Annotated in this window: 22 protein-coding genes; 9 read left to right on the top strand and 13 right to left on the bottom strand. The window is 71.9% G+C overall.

Features of this window, described 5'->3' with window-relative positions; all coding sequences use genetic code 11:
- Positions 1-16 precede the first annotated feature (16 nt).
- Entirely contained in the window at positions 17-703 is a 687-nt protein-coding gene (locus tag BUE48_RS02045) for an ArsR/SmtB family transcription factor (RefSeq protein ID WP_286988564.1), read from the bottom strand.
- Positions 704-805: 102 nt separating this feature from the next.
- The gene (locus BUE48_RS02040) at positions 806-1,177 is read right to left on the bottom strand and encodes a DUF1622 domain-containing protein (RefSeq protein ID WP_286988562.1); all 372 of its coding nucleotides are present in this window, start codon (positions 1,175-1,177) and stop codon (positions 806-808) included.
- A 107-nt stretch (positions 1,178-1,284) separates the two neighbouring features.
- On the opposite strand from BUE48_RS02040, the gene BUE48_RS02035 reads away from it, so the two are divergent.
- From BUE48_RS02035 to BUE48_RS02025, 3 genes are all read left to right on the top strand, one after another.
- Positions 1,285-2,016 (top strand): Crp/Fnr family transcriptional regulator, encoded by a 732-nt coding sequence (locus BUE48_RS02035; RefSeq protein WP_012850791.1) that lies wholly within the window; start codon positions 1,285-1,287, stop codon positions 2,014-2,016.
- Between the two features lie 76 nt (positions 2,017-2,092).
- On the top strand, positions 2,093-3,757 hold the full coding sequence (gene hcp, locus BUE48_RS02030) for a hydroxylamine reductase (protein ID WP_286988560.1): 1,665 nt from the start codon (positions 2,093-2,095) through the stop codon (positions 3,755-3,757).
- The gene (locus BUE48_RS02025) at positions 3,754-4,806 is read left to right on the top strand and encodes a 2Fe-2S iron-sulfur cluster-binding protein (protein ID WP_012850789.1); all 1,053 of its coding nucleotides are present in this window, start codon (positions 3,754-3,756) and stop codon (positions 4,804-4,806) included. Before hcp ends, BUE48_RS02025 begins: the two co-directional genes overlap by 4 nt.
- 5 nt (positions 4,807-4,811) lie before the next feature.
- Here the strand turns inward: BUE48_RS02025 and BUE48_RS02020 are convergent, their stop codons facing one another.
- From BUE48_RS02020 to BUE48_RS01985, 8 genes are all read right to left on the bottom strand, one after another.
- Complete coding sequence (locus BUE48_RS02020; RefSeq protein ID WP_012850788.1) at positions 4,812-5,954, bottom strand: alanine racemase; 1,143 nt, start codon at positions 5,952-5,954, stop codon at positions 4,812-4,814.
- 124 nt (positions 5,955-6,078) lie between these two features.
- Complete coding sequence (locus BUE48_RS02015; RefSeq protein ID WP_169312978.1) at positions 6,079-7,164, bottom strand: phospholipase D-like domain-containing protein; 1,086 nt, start codon at positions 7,162-7,164, stop codon at positions 6,079-6,081.
- 283 nt (positions 7,165-7,447) lie between these two features.
- Complete coding sequence (locus BUE48_RS02010; RefSeq protein WP_286988558.1) at positions 7,448-8,791, bottom strand: ABC transporter substrate-binding protein; 1,344 nt, start codon at positions 8,789-8,791, stop codon at positions 7,448-7,450.
- A 7-nt stretch (positions 8,792-8,798) separates the two neighbouring features.
- Positions 8,799-9,956, bottom strand: coding sequence for a GlnX family signal transduction membrane protein (locus BUE48_RS02005; RefSeq protein ID WP_012850785.1), 1,158 nt, complete (start codon positions 9,954-9,956; stop codon positions 8,799-8,801).
- Positions 9,957-9,967: 11 nt separating this feature from the next.
- Positions 9,968-11,398 (bottom strand): vWA domain-containing protein, encoded by a 1,431-nt coding sequence (locus tag BUE48_RS02000; RefSeq protein ID WP_012850784.1) that lies wholly within the window; start codon positions 11,396-11,398, stop codon positions 9,968-9,970.
- 21 nt (positions 11,399-11,419) lie between these two features.
- Positions 11,420-13,543 carry a serine/threonine protein kinase gene (locus BUE48_RS01995; RefSeq protein WP_012850783.1) on the bottom strand — a complete coding sequence of 708 codons (2,124 nt, stop codon included), beginning with the start codon at positions 13,541-13,543 and terminating at the stop codon, positions 11,420-11,422.
- Entirely contained in the window at positions 13,540-14,595 is a 1,056-nt protein-coding gene (locus tag BUE48_RS01990) for a hypothetical protein (protein WP_012850782.1), read from the bottom strand. Before BUE48_RS01990 ends, BUE48_RS01995 begins: the two co-directional genes overlap by 4 nt.
- A gap of 562 nt (positions 14,596-15,157) precedes the next feature.
- Entirely contained in the window at positions 15,158-15,388 is a 231-nt protein-coding gene (locus BUE48_RS01985) for a hypothetical protein (RefSeq protein WP_012850781.1), read from the bottom strand.
- 682 nt (positions 15,389-16,070) lie between these two features.
- On the opposite strand from BUE48_RS01985, the gene gdhA reads away from it, so the two are divergent.
- The 3 genes from gdhA to BUE48_RS01970 all read left to right on the top strand — a co-directional run bounded on the left by gdhA (position 16,071) and on the right by BUE48_RS01970 (position 18,226).
- Positions 16,071-17,414: an NADP-specific glutamate dehydrogenase gene (gene gdhA / locus BUE48_RS01980; RefSeq protein ID WP_012850780.1), complete on the top strand. Its 1,344-nt coding sequence runs from the start codon at positions 16,071-16,073 to the stop codon at positions 17,412-17,414.
- A 111-nt stretch (positions 17,415-17,525) separates the two neighbouring features.
- Positions 17,526-17,942 carry an OsmC family protein gene (locus BUE48_RS01975; protein WP_012850779.1) on the top strand — a complete coding sequence of 139 codons (417 nt, stop codon included), beginning with the start codon at positions 17,526-17,528 and terminating at the stop codon, positions 17,940-17,942.
- A 98-nt stretch (positions 17,943-18,040) separates the two neighbouring features.
- Entirely contained in the window at positions 18,041-18,226 is a 186-nt protein-coding gene (locus BUE48_RS01970; RefSeq protein ID WP_041439212.1) for a hypothetical protein, read from the top strand.
- Between the two features lie 139 nt (positions 18,227-18,365).
- Here BUE48_RS01970 and BUE48_RS01965 read toward each other — a convergent pair whose 3' ends face one another.
- Positions 18,366-20,291 carry a HEAT repeat domain-containing protein gene (locus tag BUE48_RS01965; RefSeq protein ID WP_286988552.1) on the bottom strand — a complete coding sequence of 642 codons (1,926 nt, stop codon included), beginning with the start codon at positions 20,289-20,291 and terminating at the stop codon, positions 18,366-18,368.
- Between the two features lie 188 nt (positions 20,292-20,479).
- Between BUE48_RS01965 and BUE48_RS01960 the strand changes: the two genes are divergently transcribed.
- Positions 20,480-20,746, top strand: a complete 267-nt coding sequence (locus tag BUE48_RS01960; protein WP_041439210.1) for a hypothetical protein — start codon at positions 20,480-20,482, stop codon at positions 20,744-20,746.
- A gap of 47 nt (positions 20,747-20,793) precedes the next feature.
- Complete coding sequence (locus tag BUE48_RS01955; RefSeq protein ID WP_041439208.1) at positions 20,794-21,063, top strand: hypothetical protein; 270 nt, start codon at positions 20,794-20,796, stop codon at positions 21,061-21,063.
- A gap of 145 nt (positions 21,064-21,208) precedes the next feature.
- On the opposite strand, the gene BUE48_RS01950 is transcribed toward BUE48_RS01955, so the two are convergent.
- Both BUE48_RS01950 and BUE48_RS01945 read right to left on the bottom strand, forming a co-directional pair.
- Positions 21,209-21,598, bottom strand: coding sequence for a PaaX family transcriptional regulator C-terminal domain-containing protein (locus tag BUE48_RS01950; RefSeq protein WP_286988579.1), 390 nt, complete (start codon positions 21,596-21,598; stop codon positions 21,209-21,211).
- 362 nt (positions 21,599-21,960) lie between these two features.
- Positions 21,961-22,839 carry an alpha/beta hydrolase family protein gene (locus BUE48_RS01945; RefSeq protein WP_286988551.1) on the bottom strand — a complete coding sequence of 293 codons (879 nt, stop codon included), beginning with the start codon at positions 22,837-22,839 and terminating at the stop codon, positions 21,961-21,963.
- Between the two features lie 404 nt (positions 22,840-23,243).
- Here BUE48_RS01945 and BUE48_RS01940 point away from each other — a divergent pair, with 404 nt between their 5' ends.
- Positions 23,244-23,666 carry a hypothetical protein gene (locus BUE48_RS01940; RefSeq protein ID WP_012850774.1) on the top strand — a complete coding sequence of 141 codons (423 nt, stop codon included), beginning with the start codon at positions 23,244-23,246 and terminating at the stop codon, positions 23,664-23,666.
- The last annotated feature ends 18 nt before the right edge of the window (positions 23,667-23,684 follow it).

Here is a 23,684-nt window from a genome sequence, read left to right as displayed (position 1 = left end):
GTTCGTCCAGGACCGCTCAGCCGGTCTCCAGGGAGGTGAGCGCGTCCTCCCCCGCCTCGGTGAGGCGCAGGGCGCGGCTGCCGAGGCGGGCGGTCACCCACTGGCGCTCCCGGAAGAGCGTCAGCAGGTGCGCGCCCAGCCGGCCCGCCACGTGCGGTTTGCGCGCCGTCCAGTCCAGGCAGCCCCGTGCCAGGGGGCGGCGCGGGGAGCCGCCGATGTCCCGCAGGGCGAACCGGGTGATGATCGGGTGTGCGGCGTCCAGGTGCAGGGCCGCCGTGGCGCCGGGGCGCAGTGGTTCCAGGACGCCCGTGTGCACCAGGAGGCCGGTCACCCGCAGTCCCAGGTCTCCGGCCATGTGGTCGTAGCAGCGGCGGCCGGCCCGCAGGTCGGCGGAGGCGCGGTGGGCGCGCAGGGAGTTCACCGGGCGGCTGGGGGCGATGGCCTGCAGGGCTTCGAGGGCGTGGGCGATGTCGGCGTTCGCCAGGGTGTAGTAGCGGTGGCGGCCGGAGCGGTGCACTGTGACGAAACCGCCGGCGACCAGGGCTTTGAGGTGTTCGCTGGCGGTCGAGGCCGACACCCCGGCCAGGCGGGCCAGCTCCCCGGCGGGCAGTGAAAGGCCGCCGATCAGGCCGGTGAGCATCCGGGTCCGGGCGGGCTCGGCGATGAGCCGCGCCGGAACCGAGATGTCCGCTTCTCCTCCCATGGTGGCCACGGTAGGGCGCCGATCCTTCGGCGTCGGCCGAACGGTCGTCGCCGTCCCCGGCGGCCCCAGGCGTCCTGCGCCCGGCGCGAAAGCAGGCCCCGCTCAGGTGCCCCGTTCGCCTCCGGTGAGGCCGCGGCGCTGCCAGGGCCAGCGGCCCTCCAGTTCCACCTGCAGGGAAAAGCTCAAGAACGTCCGCACGCCGACGATCGCGGCGAGGATTCCGACGCTGGTGAAAGTGGGTGAGACGGCCACGGTGCGGATGATGTCCGCGGCCACCAGGAACTCCAGCCCCAGCAGGATGGCCCGGCCCAGGCTTTGGCGGTAAAGCCGGTAGGCGGCGGGGAGCCCGTCCCGTCCGCGCAGTAACCGGTGCGCGAAAACCCCGGTCGCGGCCACGGCGCCCACGACGATGACCGCCACCCCGGCGGCGTCGATCGCCTTGCCGGTCGTCTCGATCGCGCTCTCCAGCTCCATGGAAGACCTCCCCTGCTGGTCCTCTTGCCCGCGTCCGGCCCCGGCAGTGTTCTCCTCGCACCGGCAGGAGGGGCGGCGCCGGCGGCGGATACGCTCAAGCGGTGGAGATGACCGACCCGCCGCTCACGGAGCTGCTGCCCCGGCTGCCGCTGTTTTCGGGGCTGACCCGGCAGCAGTTGGAGATCATCCGTGCCGGTTCCTTCCCGGTCTCCCTGGAACGCGGGGAGATCCTGTTCCACCAGGGGGATCCGGTCCGCGGGTTCTACTACGTGCTGCGCGGGCAGATGCAGCTGACGGTGTCGGCGGCCGACGGCACGCAGAAAGTGGTGGAGCTGGTCACCAGCGGGGAAAGTTTCGGCGAGGCCGTGGTCTTCGCCGGGCAGCGCTACCCGGTCACCGCCGGGGCGCTGGTCGCCACCCGGCTGCTGGGGATCTCCAGCGGCGCGGTGCTGGACCTGCTGGACCGGGACCCCTCGTTCGCCCGGCGCATGCTGGCGAACATGGCGGTGCGGCTGCGGCGGCTGATCCGGGACGTGGAGGCCTACTCGCTGCAATCCGGCATCCAGCGCGTCATCGGTTTCCTGCTGCACGAGGCCCGCGGGGAGAGCGGACCGGCGCACGAGTGCACGGTGACGCTGCCGACCCGCAAGCACGTGCTGGCCTCCCGGCTCAACATCGCGCCCGAGACGCTCTCGCGCATCCTGCGCGACCTGTCGGCCGCGGGGCTGATCAGCGTCCAGGGGCGGCGGATCACCCTGCACGACGTGCCCGCGCTGGAGGCCCGGCTGGAGATGACGGTGACCTCGGCCACAGTTCACCCGCTGGACGCCGCGAGTTGACCTGCGTCAAGGAAACGCCGTCCCGTCCTGTTTAGCGTCGCCGCCGAACGCGACGACAAGCGACAGGAGATGCGGCGTGTTTTGCTACCAGTGCGAGCAGACCGATCGTTCCGGCGCCGTTGTCGGCTGCGCGGGCCCGCTCGGCAACTGCGGCAAGGACGAGGTCACCGCCGACCTGCAGGACCTGCTCATCCACGCGGTCAAGGGCATCGCCCAGTACGCGGTCCAGGCTCGCGCCCTGGGAGCCGCCGACGACGAGGCGGCCGAGTTCATCCTTTACGCGGTCTTCACGACGCTGACCAACGTCAACTTCAACCCGACCCGGTTCAACGCGCTGCTGAAGGAGGCCGCGGACGTCCGCGACCGGGTCAAGGCCCGCTACGAGGAGGCGGCGCGCGCCCGCGGCCTGCAGCCGGTGACGCCGGCCGGGCCGGCCGCCTGGCAGCCGGCGTCCGACATGGACGGCCTGCTGAAGCAGGCGTCCGGCGTCGGTGTCAGGGCGGGGATCGACACGGCCGGGCCGGACGTGGTCGGGCTGCGTTCCCTGCACCTGTACGTGCTGAAGGGGATCTGCGCCTACGCCCACCACGCCGCCGCCCTCGGCCACCGCAGCGCCGAGGTGTTCTCCGGGGTGGAGGAGGCGCTGGCCTACCTGGCGGGCGAGCCCACCGACGTCGCCGAGCTGCTGGAGCGCGCCCTGGACCTGGGCCGGCTGAACCACAAGGTCATCGAGCTGCTGGACGCGGCCAACACCGGCACCTACGGCGCCCAGCAGCCGACCGCGGTGCGCGTCACCCCGGTGGCGGGCAAGGCGATCCTGGTCAGCGGGCACGACCTGCGGGACCTGGCCGCGCTGCTGGAGCAGACCGAAGGCACCGGCATCAACGTCTACACCCACGGCGAAATGCTGCCCGCCCACGCCTACCCGCGTCTGAAGGCCCATGGGCACCTGGTGGGCAACTTCGGCGGCGCCTGGCAGGACCAGCAGCAGGACTTCGCCGCCTTCCCCGGCCCGATCCTGATGACGTCCAACTGCATCATCGAGCCGCACGTCAGCTACCGCCGCCGGATCTTCACCGCCGGGCCGGTGGGCTGGCCGGGGGTGCGGCACATCGCCGACCGGAACTTCGCCCCGCTGATCCAGGCCGCCAAGGCGCTGCCGGGGTTCCCCGAGGACGGGCCCGAGCAGTTCATCACGGTCGGGTTCGGGCGCGATGCGGTGCTGTCGGTGGCCGACAAGGTGGTGGAGGCGGTCAAGCAGGGCGCCATCCGGCACTTCTTCCTGATCGGCGGGTGCGACGGGCCCACCCCGGGCCACGACTACTACACCGAGCTGGCGCTGAGCGCGCCGCCCGACACCGTGATCCTCACGCTGGGCTGCGCCAAGTACCGCTTCAACAAGCACGACTTCGGGGAGGTCGCCGGCATCCCCCGGCTGCTGGACGTCGGGCAGTGCAACGACTCCTACTCCGCCATCAAGATCGCCCTGGCGCTGGCCGACGCCTTCGAGTGCGACGTCAACGAGCTGCCGTTGACGCCGGCGCTGTCGTGGATGGAGCAGAAGGCCGCCGCGGTGCTGATGACGCTGCTGGCGCTGGGCGTCCGCAACATCCACCTCGGCCCGACGCTGCCGGGCTACCTGACCCCCGGCCTGATCGAGACGTTCGTGAAGCGGTTCGGGCTGCGCACCACCGGACGGGCCGAGGACGACCTGGCCGCGGCGCTGGGACGGGCCTCATGACCACCGCCGAGGCCACGGAAGTCCGGCCGGTGACGCTGGTGACCTCCGACGGGGAGCGGCTGGAGTTCGGCTGCGCGCCCGGCCGGAGCGTGCTGGAGGCCGCCGCCGAGGCCGGGGCCGCCCTGCCGGCCTCCTGCAAGCAGGGCACCTGCGGGTCCTGCCACGCCTCGGTCGCCGAGGGGGACTACGAGCTGGGCGCCCACAGCCCGGCGGCGCTGCCGCCGGAGCGGCGCGCCGCCGGGGAGGTGCTGCTGTGCCGCACCTTCCCCCGCGGCCCGCTGTCGGTGACGCTCCCCTACGACGGGTCCCGGATCCTGCGCGGCGGGATACCGCGGCGGCAGGCCGTCATCGTCGCGCTGGAGACCGTCGCCTGCGAAACGGTGCGGCTGGAGCTGCGGGCAGAGCCCACCGAGGACGGGGGGACCGACTGCCAGTTCGACCCGGGGCAGTTCGTGGAACTGCAAGTTCCCGGCCACGACGCCAAACGGGCCTACTCCCTGGCCAACACCGGCAACTGGGAGGGCCGCATGGAGTTCTACATCCGGCTGCGGCCGGGCGGGCTGTTCTCCACCTATCTGCGGGAGCGGGCCCGTCCCGGGCAGACGCTCACCGCGTTCGGCCCGCAGGGCGCCTTCGGCCTGCGGGAAACCGGGCTGCGGCCCCGCTGGTTCGTGGCCGGCGGGACCGGCCTGGCGCCGCTGCTGTCGATGGTGCGGCACATGGCCGAATGGCAGGAGCCCCAGCCGGCGCGGCTGCTGCTGGGCGTCAACACCGAAGAAGAGGTGTTCGGGACGGCCGAGCTGGACGCGGTGGCGGCCGAGCTGCCCGGCTTCAGCCACCGGGTCTGCGTGTGGCGGCCCGGCCCCTCCTGGCAGGGGCCGGTGGGCACCCCGGCGGACCTGCTGGCGGCGGACCTGGCCGAGGCGCCGGCCGCGCCCGACATCTACGTGTGCGGCCCGCCGCCCATGGTCGATGCCGTCGTCCAGGTGGCGGCACGGGCCGGGGTCCCCGCCGAGCACGTCTTTTACGAACGGTTCCTGCCGACCTGAGGACGTCAGCGGCGGCGCGCCCGGATGGGCCAGGTGTCGGTGAAGGACTCCCCGTCGTAGACGACGTACCGGCTGAACAGGTTGACCGTCGTGCAGGCGTGGTTGGGGATCACCGCCACCCGATCACCCGGCTTCAGGCCGTGCGGCCCCGCCGAGCGGACCAGGCCGTGCTCCTCGTAGAGCTTTTCGATCACCAGGCCGGGGCGGCCGGCCACCAGGCCGAAGCCCAAGGTCAGCTCGGTCATCCGCTCGGCGGGCAGGCTCTTGGAACCGGCGTCCAGCACCAGCCGGTCGGCGGCGGGCACGTCCACCACCGTGCTGATGACGGCCAGCGAGCAGGCGGAGGAGTCCGGGCCGCCGAGCGCGACCTGGGTGGCGTCGTAGAAGACGTAGTTGCCGTACCGGTACTCGTCGGCCAGGTCGGTGTCCAGCCGCGCCAGCGGGGTGACGCCGACGCTGAGCACCGGCGCCGCCAGGCCGCGCTCGGCCAGCGCCCGCCGGGTCTCCTCCAGGGCGCGGTCCTGCTGGTCGCGGACGGCGGCCAGGGCGGCCTCGCCGGTGGCGCCGTAGGCGTGACCGGCGAAGGTCATCAGTCCCCGCAGCCGGACCCGCGCATCGAAGGGCGCGGCGGCGACGGCCTGGGCGGTCTGCGGCCCCGGCGGGGTGCCGAGCCTGCGGGTACCGGAATCGACCTCCCAGTAGACGTCGAACGGCGCCCCGGTGGCGGCCAGGGCCGCGATGTGCTCGGGACGGCAGCAGGTGACGGTGACGTGGCAGCGTCCGGCCAGGTCGGCCAGGGCCCGGGTGTGCTCGCCGGGCAGCGGCGGGTAGGCGACCAGGACGGACTCGAACCCCGCCGCCAAGGCCACCTCGGCCTCGGCGACGGTGGCCACGGTCGCCCTGGTGGCACCGGCCGCGCGCTGGGCGCGGGCCACCTCCAGGCACTTGTGGCTTTTGAGGTGGGGTGTGGAGCGCCCGCCGCGGGAGGCGACCCGGGCGGCCATGTCCTGGACGTTGGCCAGCAGCCGCGGCCCGTGCAGCGCCAGGAACGGGGTCTGCCGGGTGCGGTCGGCGCAGGCGGCCTCCCACCCGGTGAGGCCGCCTTCCGTGGCCTTCCCCTCGGTTTCCGTGCCGGCTCGATCGGTCATCGGACCATCATCGCCTCCCCCGTCCCGGGGTTGAACAAGGTCCGGCGTCCTCTGGCAACCGGTCACCGGAGCGCGTAGTAGACCGCCTCGAAGGACTCCCGGGCACGGCGGGCGCTGTGGGCGGTCAGCTGTCGCGCAGGTCGTCGGGGTGCAGGGGGATCTCCGGCAGGCGGCCCTCGGCGCGGGCCCGGGCCGCTGCGGCCGGGACGGCGGCCAGCTGGTCCTGGAAGTTCTTCAGGTAGGCCCGGTAGGCGGACGAGCTGATGATGCGGAGGTTGGCCTCGTCGTTGTGGTAGAGGCCGTTGATGGTGAAGTTGGCCGAACCGGTCAGCACGATCTTGCGGTTGCTCACCCCGTTGTAGCGGCCGTCGATCAGCACGTACTTGTTGTGCGTGTAGTGCTTGGCGTACCCGTCCGCACGCGTCTTGTAGGTGGAGTCACGGACGGTGACCTTGGAGTCGGCCAGGGTCTTGCGGACGGAGGAGGAGATCGCGCTGCGGGTGTAGAGCACGGTCACCTGGCAGCCCTTGTCGGCCATGCGGGCCAGGCGCCGGGCCAGGGCGATCCGGCCATCGGTCCACTGGAACATCGCGACGCGGACCCGGCTGGGGTGCCGGCGGGAGCAGGACACCAGCTTGAGCATGTTCAAAATCGTGTCGCTGCCGCTGCGGGCCTTCGGCCAGAAATACGCCTTGGGGTTCTTTCCGTGGGTCCAGTAGTAGTTCTTCTTATGGGCTCCCTTGGACGCCTTGACCATGTCGTTGAAATTCTTCACGTAGGCGTTGTAGAGCCCTGGATTTCCCACCACGGTGTAGCTGTTGTTCCAGGCGGCCTCGGCCTGTCTTCTGGTGGGGTTGGCGCTGGAGACGGTCACGGTGCGCTTGCTCTTGCCGCCTCCGGAGAACAGGTAGTACTTGGAGTGCAGCGAGGAGGGGTTTTCCCTGTGGTAGTGGGGGGCCATGCAGCCGGCGGGGCACAGCGCGGCGAAGCTGCCTTTGCTTTTGGTGGTGGCGGTGCCGCCCAGCGCCGAGCGCAGGCGCTTCCACAGCCCGTTGACGGCGTGCTCGTCCATCAGGACCTTCACGTGCACCCCGCGGCGGTGGGCGGCGATGAGCTTGGCGGCGAACCGGTCCAGCGTGATGCTGTAGATCGCGATGCGGATCACCGAGCCGCGCGGGGAGGCGTCGATGTTCCGCTCGATCTGCCGCATGATCGCGTACTGCTGGGCGGTGGTGCCGCCGGGGTTGTTGAAAACCGGCCCGGGACGCGGCGTGAATTTCGGTTTCGCGTTCGCCCGTCCGGAACCGAAATAACCGATCCCCGCAGTCAATACGATGACCGCCGATAGCAGAACGGCCAGACGCCGCTCGGCCCCATATACCACGAACGTTCTCCCCCTCCGGCGGCAGCCCGAGCCGTACTTTAACAGGAAAAACGGTAACCTTGAAGTTACGCCTCGGTTTTCCTGAAATCAGCTGAACGCAGCGGCCCGGTCAGTTGCGGTCGTCCGCACAGGCGGCCACCACCCACTCCTGGGGATCGACCGCGGCGCGCACCCGGTCCAGTTCCTCCAGCAGCTTGGAAAGCCGGCGGGGATCGTTCACATACTCCAGCACCGCCTGGTTGAAGGCGCTGCGCATCGTGGGCGGGAAGGCGTCCGAGGCGTCAAAGCACATCGCGTCGCCGGAGGCGTGCAGCAGCCGTGCGATCCGCCGGCGCACCTCGTCCCGCCCGTAGACGGTCTCCGGCACCTGGGTGTTGAGGGAGAAGGCGCTGCTGTGCGGGCGGGACGGCCAGATCCGCTGGGCCTCGGGGGAGGCCAGGAAGGCCATCAGCCGCCGGGCCTCGGGGGTGTCGCGGAACATGGCCGCCAGGTCGGCCGACACGTTGGCCGGTCTGTCGCCGGAGCCCGCACCGGAGTCCGCAAAGCTCGGGAACGGGAAGAAGTCGAAGTCCCGCCCCGGGGTCAGCGGCCGTCCCCCGGGATCGCCGCCCTCCCGGAAGGAGTCCACGGCGAAAGAGGGCGCGTGCACCATCATGCAGCCGGGCGGCCGGGCGAACATCGAGCGTCCGGCGTCGCGGAAGTCGGCCAGCAGCGCCCTGTTCACCCCGCCTTGGACCAGTCCCTCCCCGGTGACGATCTGCCCCCAGGTCTCCCAGGCCCTGGTGACCTGGGGGGACGCCCACTTCAGGTCACCGGTGGCCCAGCGGCGATAGTGGTCGGGGGACTGGTGCAGCAGGATGTTCTCGATCCAGTCGGTGCCCGGCCAGCCCGCCGCCGGGCTGTCGTTGAGGGCCAGGCACCAGGGGGCGCGCTCCCTGCGCCGCTCGCCGACCTCCATCAGCTCCGCCCAGGTGCCGGGCCGCCGGTCGAGGTCGTCGACGCGGTACCAGATCAGGTTCTTGAGGTTGGCCTTGATGGGGATCGCATAGATGTCGTCCCCCTGCGGGAGCAGCCAGTGCCGCCGGTACGCCTGCTGCTGCCGCCGGTCCACCACGTTCGTCAACGGCCGCAAGTGCCCGCTGCGGACGTAGCGGGACAGCTCGCTGGGACTCCAGGAGATCGCCACATCCGGCGGGTCGGCCTCGCGCACCTTGGAGCGCAGCACCTCGTTGACCGCGGAGGTGCCCTGGTAGGCGGCCGTGATCCCGGTCCGGGCGGTGAAGCGGTCCAGCACCTCCCGGAAGGCCTGTCCCTCCTCCCCGCTCCAGGGGCCCAGGACGGTCACGGAACGGTCGGCGGCCACGGAACACGCGCCGGCCGCCGAGACGGCCGTCACCAGCGCGGTCAGCAGCGCCAGCAGCCTGCGGGAACGGGGGAATGCCTTGTGCGCCATGGAGCCGTCACCTGGCCTCGAACCGGTATTCGCCGATGCGGGGGTGGAACCCCCAGACGATGAGCGCGAGCACCGCCAATGCCGCGGCGCTGACGCCGGGGGCGGTCAGCGTGCTCAGCTGTGCCTTCGCGATCGCCGCGTCGATGCGCCTGCTGTCGGCGATGGACCGGTCGGAGGAGTCCTGGTCCCGTTCCGGCGGCAGGCTCTGCCGATGGCGTTCGATGAACTCGTCCACGGTGGGGCCGCACCCGTCGGGGCACTCGTCCTCCAGCAGACCGGCCATCAGGTGCCGCCCCCGGGTGCCGGCGCGCTCCACCGCGGCGTCACCGGCCTCGGTGATCTGCACCAGCGACCGCCGGGCCGCGGCCAGCTCGCTTCTGGAGTCGGCGGCGTGCACCACCACCAGCGGCGCCCCGATCACCACGATGGCGGTGGCCAGGACCAGCGGCAGGTTCAGCACCCGCCGGAAGCGGCGCGCCAGGTAGACCTGGGAGGCCAGCAGCAACGGCAGCAGCACGGCCAGCGGCCCGGCCCACAGCAGCGCCGCCCAGCCCGTCCACCATTGGGCGGACGCCTCGGCCCGGAAGCGGGCGTGCTCTTTGGCCTGCAGGTCGGCGAGCTGGGCCAGGATGCCGTTCTCCGAGTGCATCAGGCGCGTGGCGTTCCACAGGTCGGAGGCGGCCAGCACGGTGTGGCCCTGCTGGAAGTGCGCTCCGGCCCGCCCGATCGCCCCGGTGTAGGAGACCAGCAGTCCCTCCACCATCTGCAGGATGCGCCCGCCCTCCTCGCCGACGGAGTTGTCCTCGGCGGCCTGTGCCAGGCTCTGGTTGGCGATGTCGAGCTGGTACTGGTACTCCTCGCCGGGGCGGAAGCCGGTGAGGCGGGACTCGCCCTCGGCGAAACCGGCCAGCGCGGCCCGGTCGGCCGCCGCCAGCGCCCGGCGGGCCTCGCCGATCTCCAGGGCGGCGGGGGCGGTGCGGGTGCGCATCTCCGCCACGCCGCGCTCCATCTCCCGCAGCGTCACCAGTGAGGTGACCAGCATGACCAGCGTGACGATCACCAGGCAGGCCCGCTGCACCAGCAGGGTGCGCAGCGTCGCGCTCGCCGGCGTCCGCCTGGGCGGCGCCGTGGAGGCCGGAGCGGCGGCATCGGTGGTCTGCGCCATCGGACTCTCCCTCACACGCTCTCAGGGTCGTCGTCCAGGCGGGTCTCGCAGCCGGTGCAACGGCGCGCATCGGCGGCCACGGGACGGCCGCACTCGGGGCAGCGGCGGGCGGGCGGCGGCGCCGGGCGGCCGGGGGTGGAGGCGGCCGAACTGCTGGGGATGAAGACGTTGGAGGCGACGTTCAGCAGCTTGCTGTCGATGAGCCGGACGTTCTCGCGCAGACGCGGCACGTCCCCGTCGAAGTAGAGCGCCTCCTGCAGTCGCCGCCGGAGTTCCGCGTTGCCCACCTCGGCCGCCAGTTTCAGGGCGCGAGCCCAGTACCGGGCCGCGTTCCCTTTGTCGCCGTCGCGGTAGGCGGCGTACCCGATCTCCACCAGCGCGTTCAGCTCCAGCTGCGTGACATGGTGGCTCACCTGAGGGTTGATCACGGTGGATCGCCGCGGATCGTCGGTCCACTCCACCGCGATCGGCGCGGAGACGTCCGGCGACTCGCCCGCCGACCGGCCGGCCCACAGGTCCACCCGGGCCAGCCGCTGGCGGATGCCCGCCGACCGGCCCGGCATGCCGGTCTTGGGGAAGCGCAGGCTGATCAGGTACTCGCGGAGCTCCTCGCCCCAGGCGCCCAGGTTGTACTCCACGGTGCAGCCGTCCGGGGAGATCCGCTCAGGGGTCAGCTCCACCCGGGTGGGGAACATCTGCCGCAGGAAGCCGACCTCCACATGGGCCAGGGTCCGCACGACCAGCCGCACGGCGGGCACCCGTTTGGCCATCACCGCCCGGGTCACGGCGGTGAAGTCGGCCTCCAGCTCCGCCGCCCCGCCGTCGGCATGGGCCCGGGCCCGCCCGCCGAGCCGGCGCGCGATCATCAGCAGGTCCCGGGGTTCCCAGTCCTCCCCGATGCCCGTGGGGTCGCAGGAGAACACCCCGACGCACCGCTCGACCTCCTCCTCCAGCGCCGTCTGCGCCGCCCGGTTGTGGCCGTCGGTGAGCAAGATGACGTGCCGGATGTCGGCGGTGGAGCCGGCCAGCAGGCGGCGGGCCCGCGCCAGCCAGGTGTGCATGGCGGTCCCGCCGCTGGAGTCCAGGTGCTGCACCGCCGCGATCGCCTCCGCCCGGGTGCGCGGGGACGCCTCGGCCAGGCGCTTGTGGGCCGGGTAGACCATCCGCGCCCGCTCGGCCCCCTGCACCACGGCGAACAGGGTGCCGTCCGGCAGGTCCCGCAGCGCCGCGACGGTCGCCCGCCGGGCGGCGGAGATCTTGGTCGCCGGCACGCCCATCGAGCCGGAGCAGTCCACCACGATGACCTCGGCGTGCCGCGGCGGCCCGGCGGGCGGCGCCGTCCCCCGGGCGGTGACGGTCAGCACGGCCTGGATCTCGTCATCGTCCACCGGCAGGAACGGTTTGTGGCTCACCTGCACGGTGAAACCGTTCCGGGCCTCCATGCACCCACCCCCTGAGGTCGCTCAGTCCACCGTCCACGGCCGGATCGCGTTGGCGCGGTCGATGAGGGCGTCGTGCTCCCGGCGGTCGCGCGCCTGCCGGGCGATGGTGCGCAAAGACCGCTCCAGCAGCAGGCGCAGCCCGCGCTCGGTCACCTGCGCCCCCAGCACCGCCCCGCCGTCCATCCCCTCCAGCTCGGACGCGTGGGCCAGCGCAGCCTCCCGGACGGCGGCCACCAGCCGATCCCGGGACTGGTCGTCCAGGTACAGGCCGGGCAGCCGGTCCAGCACCTTGCGGAAGTCATCGACCGTGGGCGGGGCCTTGCCGTCCGGAGGGGCCGGCAGGTGCCCCAGCAGGACACGGATCGCGGCGAGCCGGGCGGCGTCGTAGTGGCGGGAGGACTCGGGCACCTCGTCGAGGATCTGCACCGCCGCGCCGCGCCGTCCCGCGGCCAGGCGCAGCCGGGCCAGCCCGAAGGCGGCGCCCACCTGGGAGCGGTCCGGCAGCCACACCGCCCGGTAGAGCCGTTCGGCCTGGTCGAGGCGGCCCAGGTGCTCGGCGCACAGGGCCAGCGCCAGCTTGGGGGCGCCTTCGCCGGGCAGCGCGGCGTAGACCCGGGTGAAGCAGGCGTGGGCGGCGGCGACGTCCCTGCGGGCCAGTTCCAGCAGCCCGCGGTGCCAGGGCACGGTCCAGGCCATCCGGCCGCCCGGTTCCACCAGTTCCTCGGCCTTGGCCAGGTGGCGCTCGGCGGCCTGCAGGTCGCCCAGGTGCAGCCTGGCCCGGCAGGACAGCAGCTCGATCGCGGCGGAGTCGCGGTCGAACTGGGCGAGCTTGCTCAGCAGCATGCCCAGGTCGTCGGCGCCGACCGTCTCCAGGAAGCCGGCCGCCGGGTCGGCGGGGTCCACCCGGAGCGCCGGCAGGCCGGTGGCGATCGCGGGGGCGGACGGCGGGGTGTTCTTCGCCAGCTCGTCGAGCCGGGGGGCCGGCCCGGCCGTCCACCACCGCAGCGGCGGCGCGGTGCCCAGCCCGCCGTCCAGCGGCATCGGGGAGGTGGCGAAGAACGCCGAGGGTTCGGGACGTTCACGTCCGTCGTACAGCGACAGGATCTCCCGCAGCGCGCCGCCCAGCTGTTCGGCCATCTCGGCGGCGGAGCCGAAGCGGGCCTCGGGGTCGGAGTGGGCGGCGCGGGCGATCACCTGGCGCAGGGACTCGGTCTCCTCGGCGGAGCCGTTCTCGGCGACGTCCAGCAACGCCTGCAGGGTTTTGCCGAGCGCGTAAAGGTCTGAGCGCACGGTCAGGCCCTGCTCGGTGATCTCCTGGATGGGGACCTGGAACCCGGGGGTCCCGACGACGGGCGAGGAGCGGTCCTCGATCCTGCGGACGCCCCCCAGGTCGATGAGCTTGATCTGGTCGCCGCTGTGGATGACGTTGGCGGGCTTCATGTCGCAGTACAGCAGACCGCGCCCGTGCAGGTAGTCCAGCGCGTCGAGGATCTCCAGGCCGTAGGAGGCCACGTGCTCGGCCCGCAGCGGGCCGCCGAGCGGATGGCCGCCTCTGCGCGCCTCCCCCTCGATCTCCTGCAGGGATTGCCCGACGACGTACTCCATCACGATGTAGTCGATGAGCTCGCCGCTGCGCGGGTCGGGGTGCCGCACGAAGTTCCTGATGCGGACGATGTTGGGGTGGTCGAGCTCGACCAGCGCTTTGCGTTCGGCGTCGACCAGCTCCCGGGCACGGTCGGTGTGCGGGTCGATCAGTCCCTTGACCGCGACGAGGTCGCCGACCCGCTCGTCCTTGGCGAGGTAGACCCAGCCCAGCCCGCCGCGGGCCAGGGTCCCGGTGATCCGGTACTGGTCGCCGACCAGTTCGTCCTCGCGCAGCGTCGGCTCCGAGGAGGACTCCTGGGAGGGGCGCGGCGGCCGGGTGAGCTCCAGCGGGTCGCGGGCCGACACGGTCGGCAGCACGGCCGCCTCGTCGATGTGCGCCCGGCCGGGACCGACGAGCACGCTCCGCCTGACGACGGTGCCGCCCAGGAGGGTGTCGCTGACGGGCCACCAGGGCCGGCCGGGCGGGGCGCAGCCGCACACGTTGCAGAAGCCGCCCTGGTCGATGTACCCCGAGCAGCCGGGCTGGGCGCACGCCGTCATGCCCGCCCCCCGGCGTTCAGGTCATGGTGCAGCTTGCGCCATATCTCCTGGATGTAGTCGTCGACCGCGGCTTTGGCCCGGGGCAGGTCGCAGGGGGCGTGCCACAGCAGGTCGCGGGCGCGGCGGTAGGCCGCCGACAGGTGGAGGTCCTCGGCCAGCCCGCTTTGGTTCTGTCTCGCCTGGAATGCCTCGATGGTCTTGCGCAGTTCGTCGCGCTCGGCCTTCATCTTCTCGACGCGCCGCCCCAGTTTCGTGATCCGCTTCCACCAGCGCTCGGTGGCCTGCTGGAAGACCTCGGCGTCCAGTTCGACCAGCTCCCAGAGCGGCAGCAGGTCCCGGCCGCGGCGCAGCTCGGGCGGCGGGTCGGGCATGTCGGGCACCGAGGTCAGCCGTTCGGCGATCTCATCGCGCCGGGTGCGGACCTGCTCTTCCAGGGCCAGCAGCTCCTCCCACCGTTTTTGGATCCGCCACAGCCGCACGGTGAGGTCTTCATGGCCCGGCAGGTGGATCCAGGCGGTGTCCGCCACCTCTTTGACGGCGATGCGTACCGGCCAGCCGGACTTCAGGTCCAGTCCCTCGATGTGCCGGTGCCGCACTTCTTCCCGCCACTGCCGGGAGAGGATCAACGCCATGAGGGGGCGTGCGCCCAGTTCCAGCACGCGGCGCAGCTCGTCGGCGTCCACCAGGCGGCAGGCGGTGTTCAGATCCGTTCCCACCCAGCCGTTGCTGTCTTTGCTCACTTTGCCGATGTGCAGCGCCACGCGGACGCGCATGGCGCCTTCGGGGTCGCTGTCGGCGTCCTGCTGCAGTTCCCGGTGCAGTTGCCGGACGAGCGGGCCGGTCAGTTCGGCCGGCGATACCCAGGTGGGCAGGATCCAGAACGCCCCGTCGCCTCGGTCCTGCGGGGGGTGGACGTCTTCCCGGACGATCCCGGCGGCGTCCAGCGCGTTCCACATGACCCGGTAGAGCCGTTTGCGCAGCTGTTTTTGGGCACCGTCGGGACGCCTGCCGAATTCCTTGATGTCCACGACGACTATGGGGTGGCGTCCCATCGGTCTCCCCCAATGCGGCGCACCTGTCGGTACAGGGCCGCCCCCTCCGGCTGCTGAGCGCCCGGCCGCTGGATATGACGCAGCTTACCAAGCTCATTATGAGCAACTGTGTCATGTGATACGAAATATTTTCAGTCTGTTGTTCTCCGAAGCCGGAGAGTCCGTCGCCGCACCAGCATGATCGCGCTTTTTCCGACGCGGGACGCCACTTTTCGGTCTTTAGATCACAGGATTTAGGGAAGACCGTTAATGGGTTCGCGGGGCGAGATGGGGAGGGGCTTTCGGGGAGGTCGGTGGGGCGAGCCGCAAGAACGGGGCTCCAAAAGCCCAGGTGGCCCGGCGGATTCCTCCGCCGGGCCACCTGCATTCGGCTGAGCGCCCCCTGCGGCGCCGGGCGCGGAAGCCGACACGGCGCCCGCCTTCGCCCGCCCGGGCCACCGCGCCGCCGAATCCGACACGTCCGCTTCGACCTGCGGGAACGCCGCGTTGAAAGGTTCGGCGCCCGCCGGCGGAACCCCGCCGGGCGCGCGGCGGGCGACGCCGCGGCCGATCCGGCGCGGGGTCAGTTCAGGACGGGCAGGTTCCCGCCGAGCAGGCCGCCCAGCAGGGCGGTGACGGGATTGCCGTCGGTGGTCCTGTCGGGAACCCGCTGCCGGTCGACCTTGACGTTGAACGCGTTGTCCCGGAACTCCGCCGAGGTGCCGAAGTCCGCGTGCGCCGCCGCCGCGCCGAACGCCAGGCAGCCGGCCGCGACGGTCCCGACGAGTGCCGCACGATACGAAGCTTTGACCATCGGTGCTCCTTTGTGTCCGACCGAATGGGCACCGAAAGTAGCAGCGCCGCCAAGGACGCCAAGAGACGGACGCGCAAAGAGGATTCCCGGAAACGGTATTCCCCCGGCAGCTCCCCCGCCCCACGAGCGCCTTGAGGAAGTTTCACCGCAGTTGACCTGGGACGTTCGATATGAGCCCGCTTTTCTCCGCACTCGCGGGAATCCCGGGTCGGCCCCGGCGGATTCGTTCTTCCCCCTTCGGCCTTCCCGGCCGTTCTCCGCCGGAATGTCCTCCCGCGCCGCCGCCCGCTCGGCGGCTTTTTCAACACGCCGTCGCCGCGGCTTGAGACGGGGCATCGCGGCAGCCGGCACCGCCCGGGCCCCCGCCCCCGGCTTCCTGGGCCACGCGCCTGAAAAGCGTTCACTTCTTTCCGCCGCGGTCTGCGCGGGCCCGTTCCGGGTAGGCAGCCTCAGGAGCTGCGGTGGGCCCCGGCAGCACGTCCGGCGGGGCACGGGACCACACCCCTGCCCGCCGGTACCGTCCATGCGGCCGTCCCACCGCCGCCCGGACCCGCCAGAGCACCGGATCCTCCGCCTCTCCACTGGACGGCCCCGGGCGTCCCGGAAGTCGGGACCTGCCCCGATGACGGGCTGTGATCAGGCACAACTAGGCTGATGAGGAACTTGTTGGGAGGAAATACACGTGCACGAGAGGCTTGAGCCGATCTTTGAGGAGGTCGTCCGGCGCAACCCTGGTGAGCTGGAGTTCCACCAGGCCGTACGCGAGGTGTTCGAGAGCGTGGGGCCGGTGATCGCCAAGCACCCGGAGTTCACCGAGGCAAAGATCATCGAGCGGATCTGCGAACCGGAACGGCAGATCATCTTCCGGGTGCCGTGGACCGACGACAAGGGCGAGGTCCACGTCAACCGGGGGTTCCGGGTCGAGTTCAACAGCGCCCTGGGCCCCTACAAGGGGGGCCTGCGCTTCCACCCCTCGGTGAACCTGGGCATCGTGAAGTTCCTGGGCTTTGAGCAGATCTTCAAAAACAGCCTGACCGGCCTGCCCATCGGGGGCGGCAAGGGCGGCTCCGACTTCGACCCCAAGGGCCGCTCGGACGCGGAGATCATGCGCTTCTGCCAGAGCTTCATGACCGAGCTGTACCGGTACCTGGGCGAGCACACCGACGTCCCGGCCGGGGACATCGGGGTGGGCTCCCGCGAGGTCGGCTACCTGTTCGGCCAGTACAAGCGCATCACCAACCGCTACGAGTCCGGGGTGCTGACCGGCAAGCCGCTGCTGGTGGGCGGGGCGCAGGTGCGCCCGGAGGCCACCGGGTACGGGCTGGCCTTCTTCGTGGATGAGATGCTCAAGGCCCGCGGCGCCTCCTTCGACGGGCGGCGGGTGGTCGTCTCCGGGTCCGGCAACGTGGCCATCTACGCCATCGAGAAGGTCACCCAGCTCGGCGGCGTCGTGGTGGCCTGCTCGGACTCCTCCGGCTACGTGCTGGACGAAAAGGGCATCGACCTGCCGCTGCTGAAGGAGATCAAGGAGGTCCGCCGGCAGCGGATCTCCGAGTACGCCAAGGCGCGGGCCGGCAGCGGCGCGGTCTTCGTCCCCGGCCGCAGCGTCTGGGAGGTCCCCTGCGAGGTGGCGCTGCCGTCGGCCACCCAGAACGAGATCACCGGCGCCGACGCCCGCACCATGGTCGGCAACGGCTGCATCGCGGTGGGCGAGGGCGCCAACATGCCCACCATGCCCGAGGCGATCCGCATCTTCCGGGAGGCCGGGGTGGCCTTCGGGCCGGGCAAGGCGGCCAACGCCGGCGGGGTGGCCACCAGCGCCCTGGAGATGCAGCAGAACGCCAGCCGCGACTCCTGGTCGTTTGAGTACTCCGAGAACCGCCTGCGCCAGATCATGCAGGACATCCACACCCGCTGCCTGGAGACCGCCGACGCCTACGGCATGCCGGGCGACTACGTGGCCGGGGCCAACATCGACGGCTTCACCCGGGTGGCCGAGGCGATGCTGACCCTCGGTCTCATCTAGCGGGCCGATCGAGGTCGCCCCAGAGGACCTTCGTCCCTGCGAACACCTCGCTGACCTGGGGAAACCTGGTTGTGAACCGGTCAGATCGGCCCCATGAGGGAGGCGGGCGCATTGGACGAGATCACGGTCCTCCACCAGGAGGGCGACGAGTTCGCGATCCTGGTTCGCGACCATGTCATCCGCGTCGACCAGCCGTACCGGTCGGGGGGCCGGGACGCCGGCCCCACGCCCGTGGAGCTGTTCGTCGCGAGCCTGGCCGCCTGCGCGGCCCACTACGGCCGCCGCTACCTGGCCAGGCACGGGCTGCGCAGCGAGGGCCTGGAGGTCACCGCCGACTACACGATGTCCATGGCCCGCCCCGCCCGGATCCCCCGGGTGCGGCTGCAGGTCCGCTGCCCGACCGACCTGCCCGCCACCCACCTGGAGGGGCTGAAGCGGGCGATGGAGGGCTGCACCGTGCACAACACGCTGCACCGGCCCCCGGCCGTCCGGCTGGAGATCGAGCAGCCCGCCTCGAAGGCGGCCTGAAACCGCACGCGCCGGGAGGGGGCGAAGCCGGTCCCTTATGCGACCGGCCTTCGCCTCCCCGGCGCGCCGGGGCCGCGTCGTCTTGTGAAGGACGGGCGGTGCAGGGCGCCGTTCAGGTCGAACAGCGCTTTTTCGGCGACCTGCGGATCATCGGAGGCGAGCGCGCGCAGCCGGTCGGGCAAGTCGGCGGCGCTGCCATAGGCGTGGCTCAGGCGGCGCCATCTGTTCCGATCGAGCGGTTCTCTCAGCCGATCAAGAAATCGCCACATCGCGGTTCCCAGTGAACCTTATTCCAGCACGTGGTCTTGGGAACCGGAGACGGCCTCCAGAGCGATATCCGAGGTCATGACATTGCAGGTCACAGCATCGTTCTCGACTTCGAGGCCCCGTCCCCGCCTGCGGGAACGTCGTGTTGAAAAAGGCTCATCGCCGGATGCGTTCTGCGGCGGCCACGGCCATGTCCCGGTAGGCCAGATCGGTGGCGATCAGATCTTTTTCGATACGGGTGGCCAGCACGCGGGGACTGGTGGCGATCTCCTCGATGGCGGCGAGAGCAGGGGCGGCGGCAGGGCCGATGTCGCCCAGGCACTGCACCGCCAGCATCCCGACCGGTGTGGCCTCGACGCCCTCGATCAGGCGGGGAAGGGTCCGTTCGGCGTCGCCGGTGATGCGATACAGGGCGCAGGCCGCGCCCGTGCCGTACAACGAACTTTTCAGATGCCTTCTGATCAGCTTCACCACTGGAGCGGCCCGGTCACCGAGTCCGCACAACAGCTCGACTGCGTGGTCGGACAGTCCGCCTTTCAGGCCCTCGCCCAGCACTCGCAGCGGTTCCTCGGCGTCCCCGGTGATCTGCCACAGGGCCCAGGCCGCCGCGTCCCGGGCGATGGGGTCGGCGTCCGGCTCCAGGAGGCCGCGCAAATGCGGGACGGCCGCGGCGGCGGCGGAGCCGAGGGTTCCCAGGGTCCACGCACAGGCGGGGACCGCCGTTCCGCGTTCCAGCACTCCGATCAGCTCCGGCAGCAGCGGCAATGCCCGGGGGCCCCAGGACCTCAGCCCGATCAGCACGCCGATCAGCGTGTCGCCGGGGAGCTCGGGGTTCTGCCGCGGCGCCCGCAGATACGCGGCGACGTGCGGGATCAGCTCTTGGGCGGCGCCCCGCAGGCCTTCCAGCGCGCGGCCGATGGGGATCGGCAGCCGCGGCTCGGCCAGCTCGGCGGTCACCGTGGGGATCGCCCGGGCGTCACCGACGAGGCTCAACGCCCAGGCGGCGTTCCCGCTGACCTCCGCTTCCGGATCGTCCAGCAGTTCGGCCAGCCGATCGGCCACATCCGCGATGCGCGGCCCGCCTTGCACGATCTGCCGGGTGGCGGCGATGCGCACGGACGCCTCGGGATCGGCGCACAGTTCCACCAGTGACGGCAGCAAGGTCTGCGGGCCGGCACGCCAGGTCAGCATCACCTCACCGGCCAGTGGGAGCGCCTTGAGGCGTTCGGCGGAGTCGGTGGTTCGCAGCGCCTGCACCGCGACGGCGAGATGAGTGTCTGCGTCGTCGCTGAGAGCCGACAGCAGGAACTCGGCGCGGCCCTGGGAGGACGTCCACGGTTGATCATCAAGTGCGGACCGCTCGGCTCTCAGCTCCGCGCCGATCGCCTCGCATGCGGCGTCGTCGAGCCCCGCCCCGCAACGCGCCAGGGCCACGCCCGCCGCCACGCGGACCTCCCGCGCCCGCGCCGCCCGGAGCCGTTCCCGCAGCCAGGCGACCGGCCGCTGCCGGCGCCGGCGGGCCAGCTCCCCCACCGAGAGGATCATGCTCGCGGCGGTGCCGACGTCCTCCTCGCGAGCCGCCCTGTCCTGCAGGGCCGGAAGCGGATCTGAGTCGTGGCCGGGAAAGCGGGCCAGGATGCGAGCGGCTTCGGCACGGACCTCCGGGTCCCCGTCCTCCAGCAGCCGCGCCAGCGTCGGCGCCTGAGCCTGGACCGCGGTCCGGGCGGCGCGCGCCCATTCCAGCTGGGCGGGAAAGTTGAGAAGGTCGCTGTCGCCGCCCAGAGCGGCGATCTCCTCCAGCTCCCACACCGCGTCGGCGATATCGAACATGAGGCGGAGCAGCCGCGGCCGATGGTGGGTTCGCGGCGCAGCCGCCAGCTCGGCCAGGAACGGGACGACGGCCGGGCTCGCCGAATAGACCATCGCCTCCTCGGTCTCCCACAGCACCGACTCCAGTCTCTCGACCGCCTCCCCGGCCTGGCCGGCGTCGTCTGAAGCCGCCTCGCGCAGCAGGCGGGGGATGGCCGTGGCCCTGCCGTAGGCGTGCTTGAGACGTCGCCAGTCGATGCCGTCAAGGTTCATCCGCCCAGTCCTTCGGGTCGTCTCCCAGAGGTTTGTGTTCGGCCGACAAGTCTTGCGGAGCGGGGCCGGGGGCGTCCCCACCTCTGGGGCCGGGCCATTGTCCGCCTTTCGCCATCACGCGACAGTTCATCTACCGAACGCTCCTCGATATGCACTGCTTTCGGGTGGTCGGCGCTTCGCGGAGCGTCGTGCGTCCGTGCTCGTCCCCGGCGCCGCGCGACGCGCCCGTGGTGGTGCTGTTCCACGGCGGCGGCGCGGCCACCAACGTCATGCCCGCCGCCTACCCGGACGTCTTCGCCGCCGGCGCGGTCTTCTTCGGCATGCCCTACGGCCGCGCCGACACCGAGGAGGACCACTTCACCACCGGCGCCTTCGGCCCGTGCTCCGGCTCCTACTTCACCGTCCCGCCCCGGCAGTGGGGCGGACCGCATCCGCCCGGCCCACCCCGGCCATAGCGGGCCGCGGCCCCGCGTCCAGATCTGGCACGGCGGCAACGGCGTCGGTGGGTTATGGCCTGATCTGCGGGCCGTACCACGCCGCCGGGTTCTTCGGCCTGGGCGCCTCCGGCCCGGGTGAGCCCGCAGAGCCCGGCGGGCGGCCGTGCTGCACCGCCACCAACGGCGAGCACGTCAGCGCGGGCCGGGCGCGCACCGTTCTGCCGGTCTACGCCAACGGCTCCAACGGCTACATGGGGACCCGCGGCAGCCCGGTCAGGCGCAGCCTGCTGCAGACCGGCCCCGGCCACTGCGAACTCGTCGGCTCCTGCCCGTGACCTTCGCGTGAGGGCCGTGGCCCCCGGCCGGGGACCACGGTCCTTCGCCTTGCCCGCCCGCCGGTGCAGATGCGCCGTCCGCCCAGGTCACCGGTGCATCCCGCAGGCCCTGCGGGCGACCGGGGCCGGTCGGCCGCCCCGACGCTCAGGAGTCCCGGTGGGTGTGGTGGCGGACGAGCGGCGCCAGTTCGGGGGCGGAACGCGCGACGGTCTGCCGGACGCGGATCTCCGCCGGCGGCCCGAAAGCGTCATACAGCTCGCCGAAGACCTCATGGGCGCGCCGGCGCGGCCAGTCGTCCGGCAGCAGCTCCTCGGGCGGCTTGGGGTCGAGGCCGGGAAAGTGCAGCCGGTCGTACATCAGCTCGGTGCGGGCCCGCAGCGCCTCCGCCGCGCCGACGACGCCCCGGCCGGCCCGGTGCAGCGCCGCGCGGGCGGCGGCCGGGGAGATGCCGAACTCGCCGAACAGGGCGACCAGCGCGGCCGAGGGCAGGTGCTCGGGCCGTCCGCTCCAGTAGTCGCCGAGCAGGGTGACCAGCAGGTGCCGGGGCTTGGCCCCGCTCTGCGGCCTGGGCAGGCCGACCTGCCGCTCTCGGCCGGTGCGCTCGTCATGCCGCCCAGTCCATGGACGGCACTGTGTCTTCCGGCCGGGTGATGATCTGCATTCCGTCTGTGAAAAGGCCGGCGGCGGCCGCGAGGAGAACGGCCGCCGCCGGGGACGGGGGCGGCCCCGCCTTGTGCCGGCGGGGCCGCGGTGAACCTTTTCCGCACGCCGCCTCTCCCGGCGGGGACGGGCCTTGGGCGGTCAAGGGCGATGCGGTGACCTGGAAGGACGTGGTCGTGGACACCGCTGAGGCCCGTCCCCGGATCTCAGGTCGCGTGCCGGAGAAGGTTCAGTGATCACATAGGGCAGGTGAAGCGGGCGTCGGAGAAGTCCGACAGCAGGCCGGTGCTGGGCGGCGGGCACAGGAACTGGGTGTAGCGGGTGTCATCGTCGATGAACCGCTTCATCCAGGCGATCATGTACTTGGCCATCTGGGTGTTGGTGACGTTCGGGAAGAAGTGGCTGGCGTTGTCCAGCTCCAGGTAGGCCTTCTCCGGCGCGTTGGACAAGCTGTTGTAGAACGGGATGGAGTGCGTGGCGACCGGCGCGACGGCGTCGAGCTCACCACCGATGATCAGGGTCGGGGTGCGCACTTCCGGCCAGGTCTTGTCCAGGTTCCAGGGGGCCAGCGGGATGGCGGCCTTCAGCGAGGTGCGGGCCTTGGCGGCCTCCAGCGAGCCGCCGCCGCCCATCGAGTGGCCGGCCACCGCCAGGCGCGAGGCGTCCACCCGGTCGCGGACCGCGCTGCGCTGGGTCAGGTAGTCCAGGGCGGCCAGCAGCTGCTGACCGCGCTGGTCGGGCTGGTCCAGGGTGGTGTTGGTCTCGATGCCGATGACCACGAAGCCCTGGGAGGCCAGCCGGTGGCCCAGCCACTCCAGGCTGGACCAGTAGGCGGTGAAGCCGGGCGAGATGGCGATGGCGCCGAAGGTGCCCTCGCTGGTGGTGGTCGGGTAGTAGATCTTGCCTCCGCCGAAGCCGGACACGCTCAGCCGCGAGACGGTGATCTCAGCGGTGTTGAACGGCCCGCGGGCGGCGGTGATGCTGGCCTCCGTGGGGTTGGGACCCCGCTGGTAGGGGTTGGCCGCCGCCTGTGCGGGGGAGGCGGCGACCAGGGCGCTGGCGGCCAGCGCTGCGGCGGGCAGCAGGCTGAGGGCCCTCTTGAGGGTGCGCTTCATCGGACCGGACTTCCTTTCCTGCGATGGCTCACGGGCCTTGAGTCCGCGAGCCGGTCCCCTTGGAGGGGCGGGAGGGACCACGCCGACCGCTCGGCCCTCCATGACCGGGTGGTCGGACTAGCGAGGAGTTTGAGCGCGAAAAGGGCATCTCGAAATCGGTGAAATCACCAGTCCTGTGCGAGACGACCGTTTGTTGTCGCCGCAAGACGGCACAGGGGGGCGGGAGTTGTAGGGCCTCACAGCGTCTTTTCGTCACCGCACACGAGGAATCGCGGTCTCGCCGTTCCAACGGCCCCGTGACGCGGCGCGCAACGCTTCCGAAGCGGTGGCGCCGACCCGCGGCGGGCGTCCCGCTCCGGCGGCCCCGTGCGTTGCAGACCCGCCAAGACGGGTATCGGCCGGGCATGACGCACGCCACTGGTCCGTCCGGGCAACCCGATGACGCCACGATCGAGGCGGTCGGCAAACTGAGCGAGGCGCTGGAGACCGTCGAGCGCGCCCGCGGGCACCTGTACTCCTTCCACCAGCTCATCGGCGGCGCCGACTTCGCCGTCGAGGACGCGGCCGACCTGCTGGCCCGGGCCGGTCACCGGCAGCTGGCCGAGGAGCTGAGACGGCAGATCATGGGCCGCAACGTGCTGCCGGGCCGGTGGACCTTCCAGGTCGTGGAGGAGTTCGACGACACCTACTACGAGCCGTTCCGGGCGTTCGAACGCCGCGTCCGCGACGAGCTGACCGGCGGCCGGCGGCACCTGCATGAAGCCCGCATGAAGGAGGAGCGCCGCACCCACGGCCTCCCGGGCCACGAGGCCACACCCGAGGGGTGAGCCTTTTGCCCTGCGCCT

It is taken from the genome of Thermomonospora sp. CIF 1 (assembly GCF_001896795.1).
GTDB classification, from domain to species: Bacteria; Actinomycetota; Actinomycetes; order Streptosporangiales; family Streptosporangiaceae; genus Thermomonospora; species Thermomonospora curvata.
This window is presented reverse-complemented; position numbering and strand designations above follow the sequence as displayed.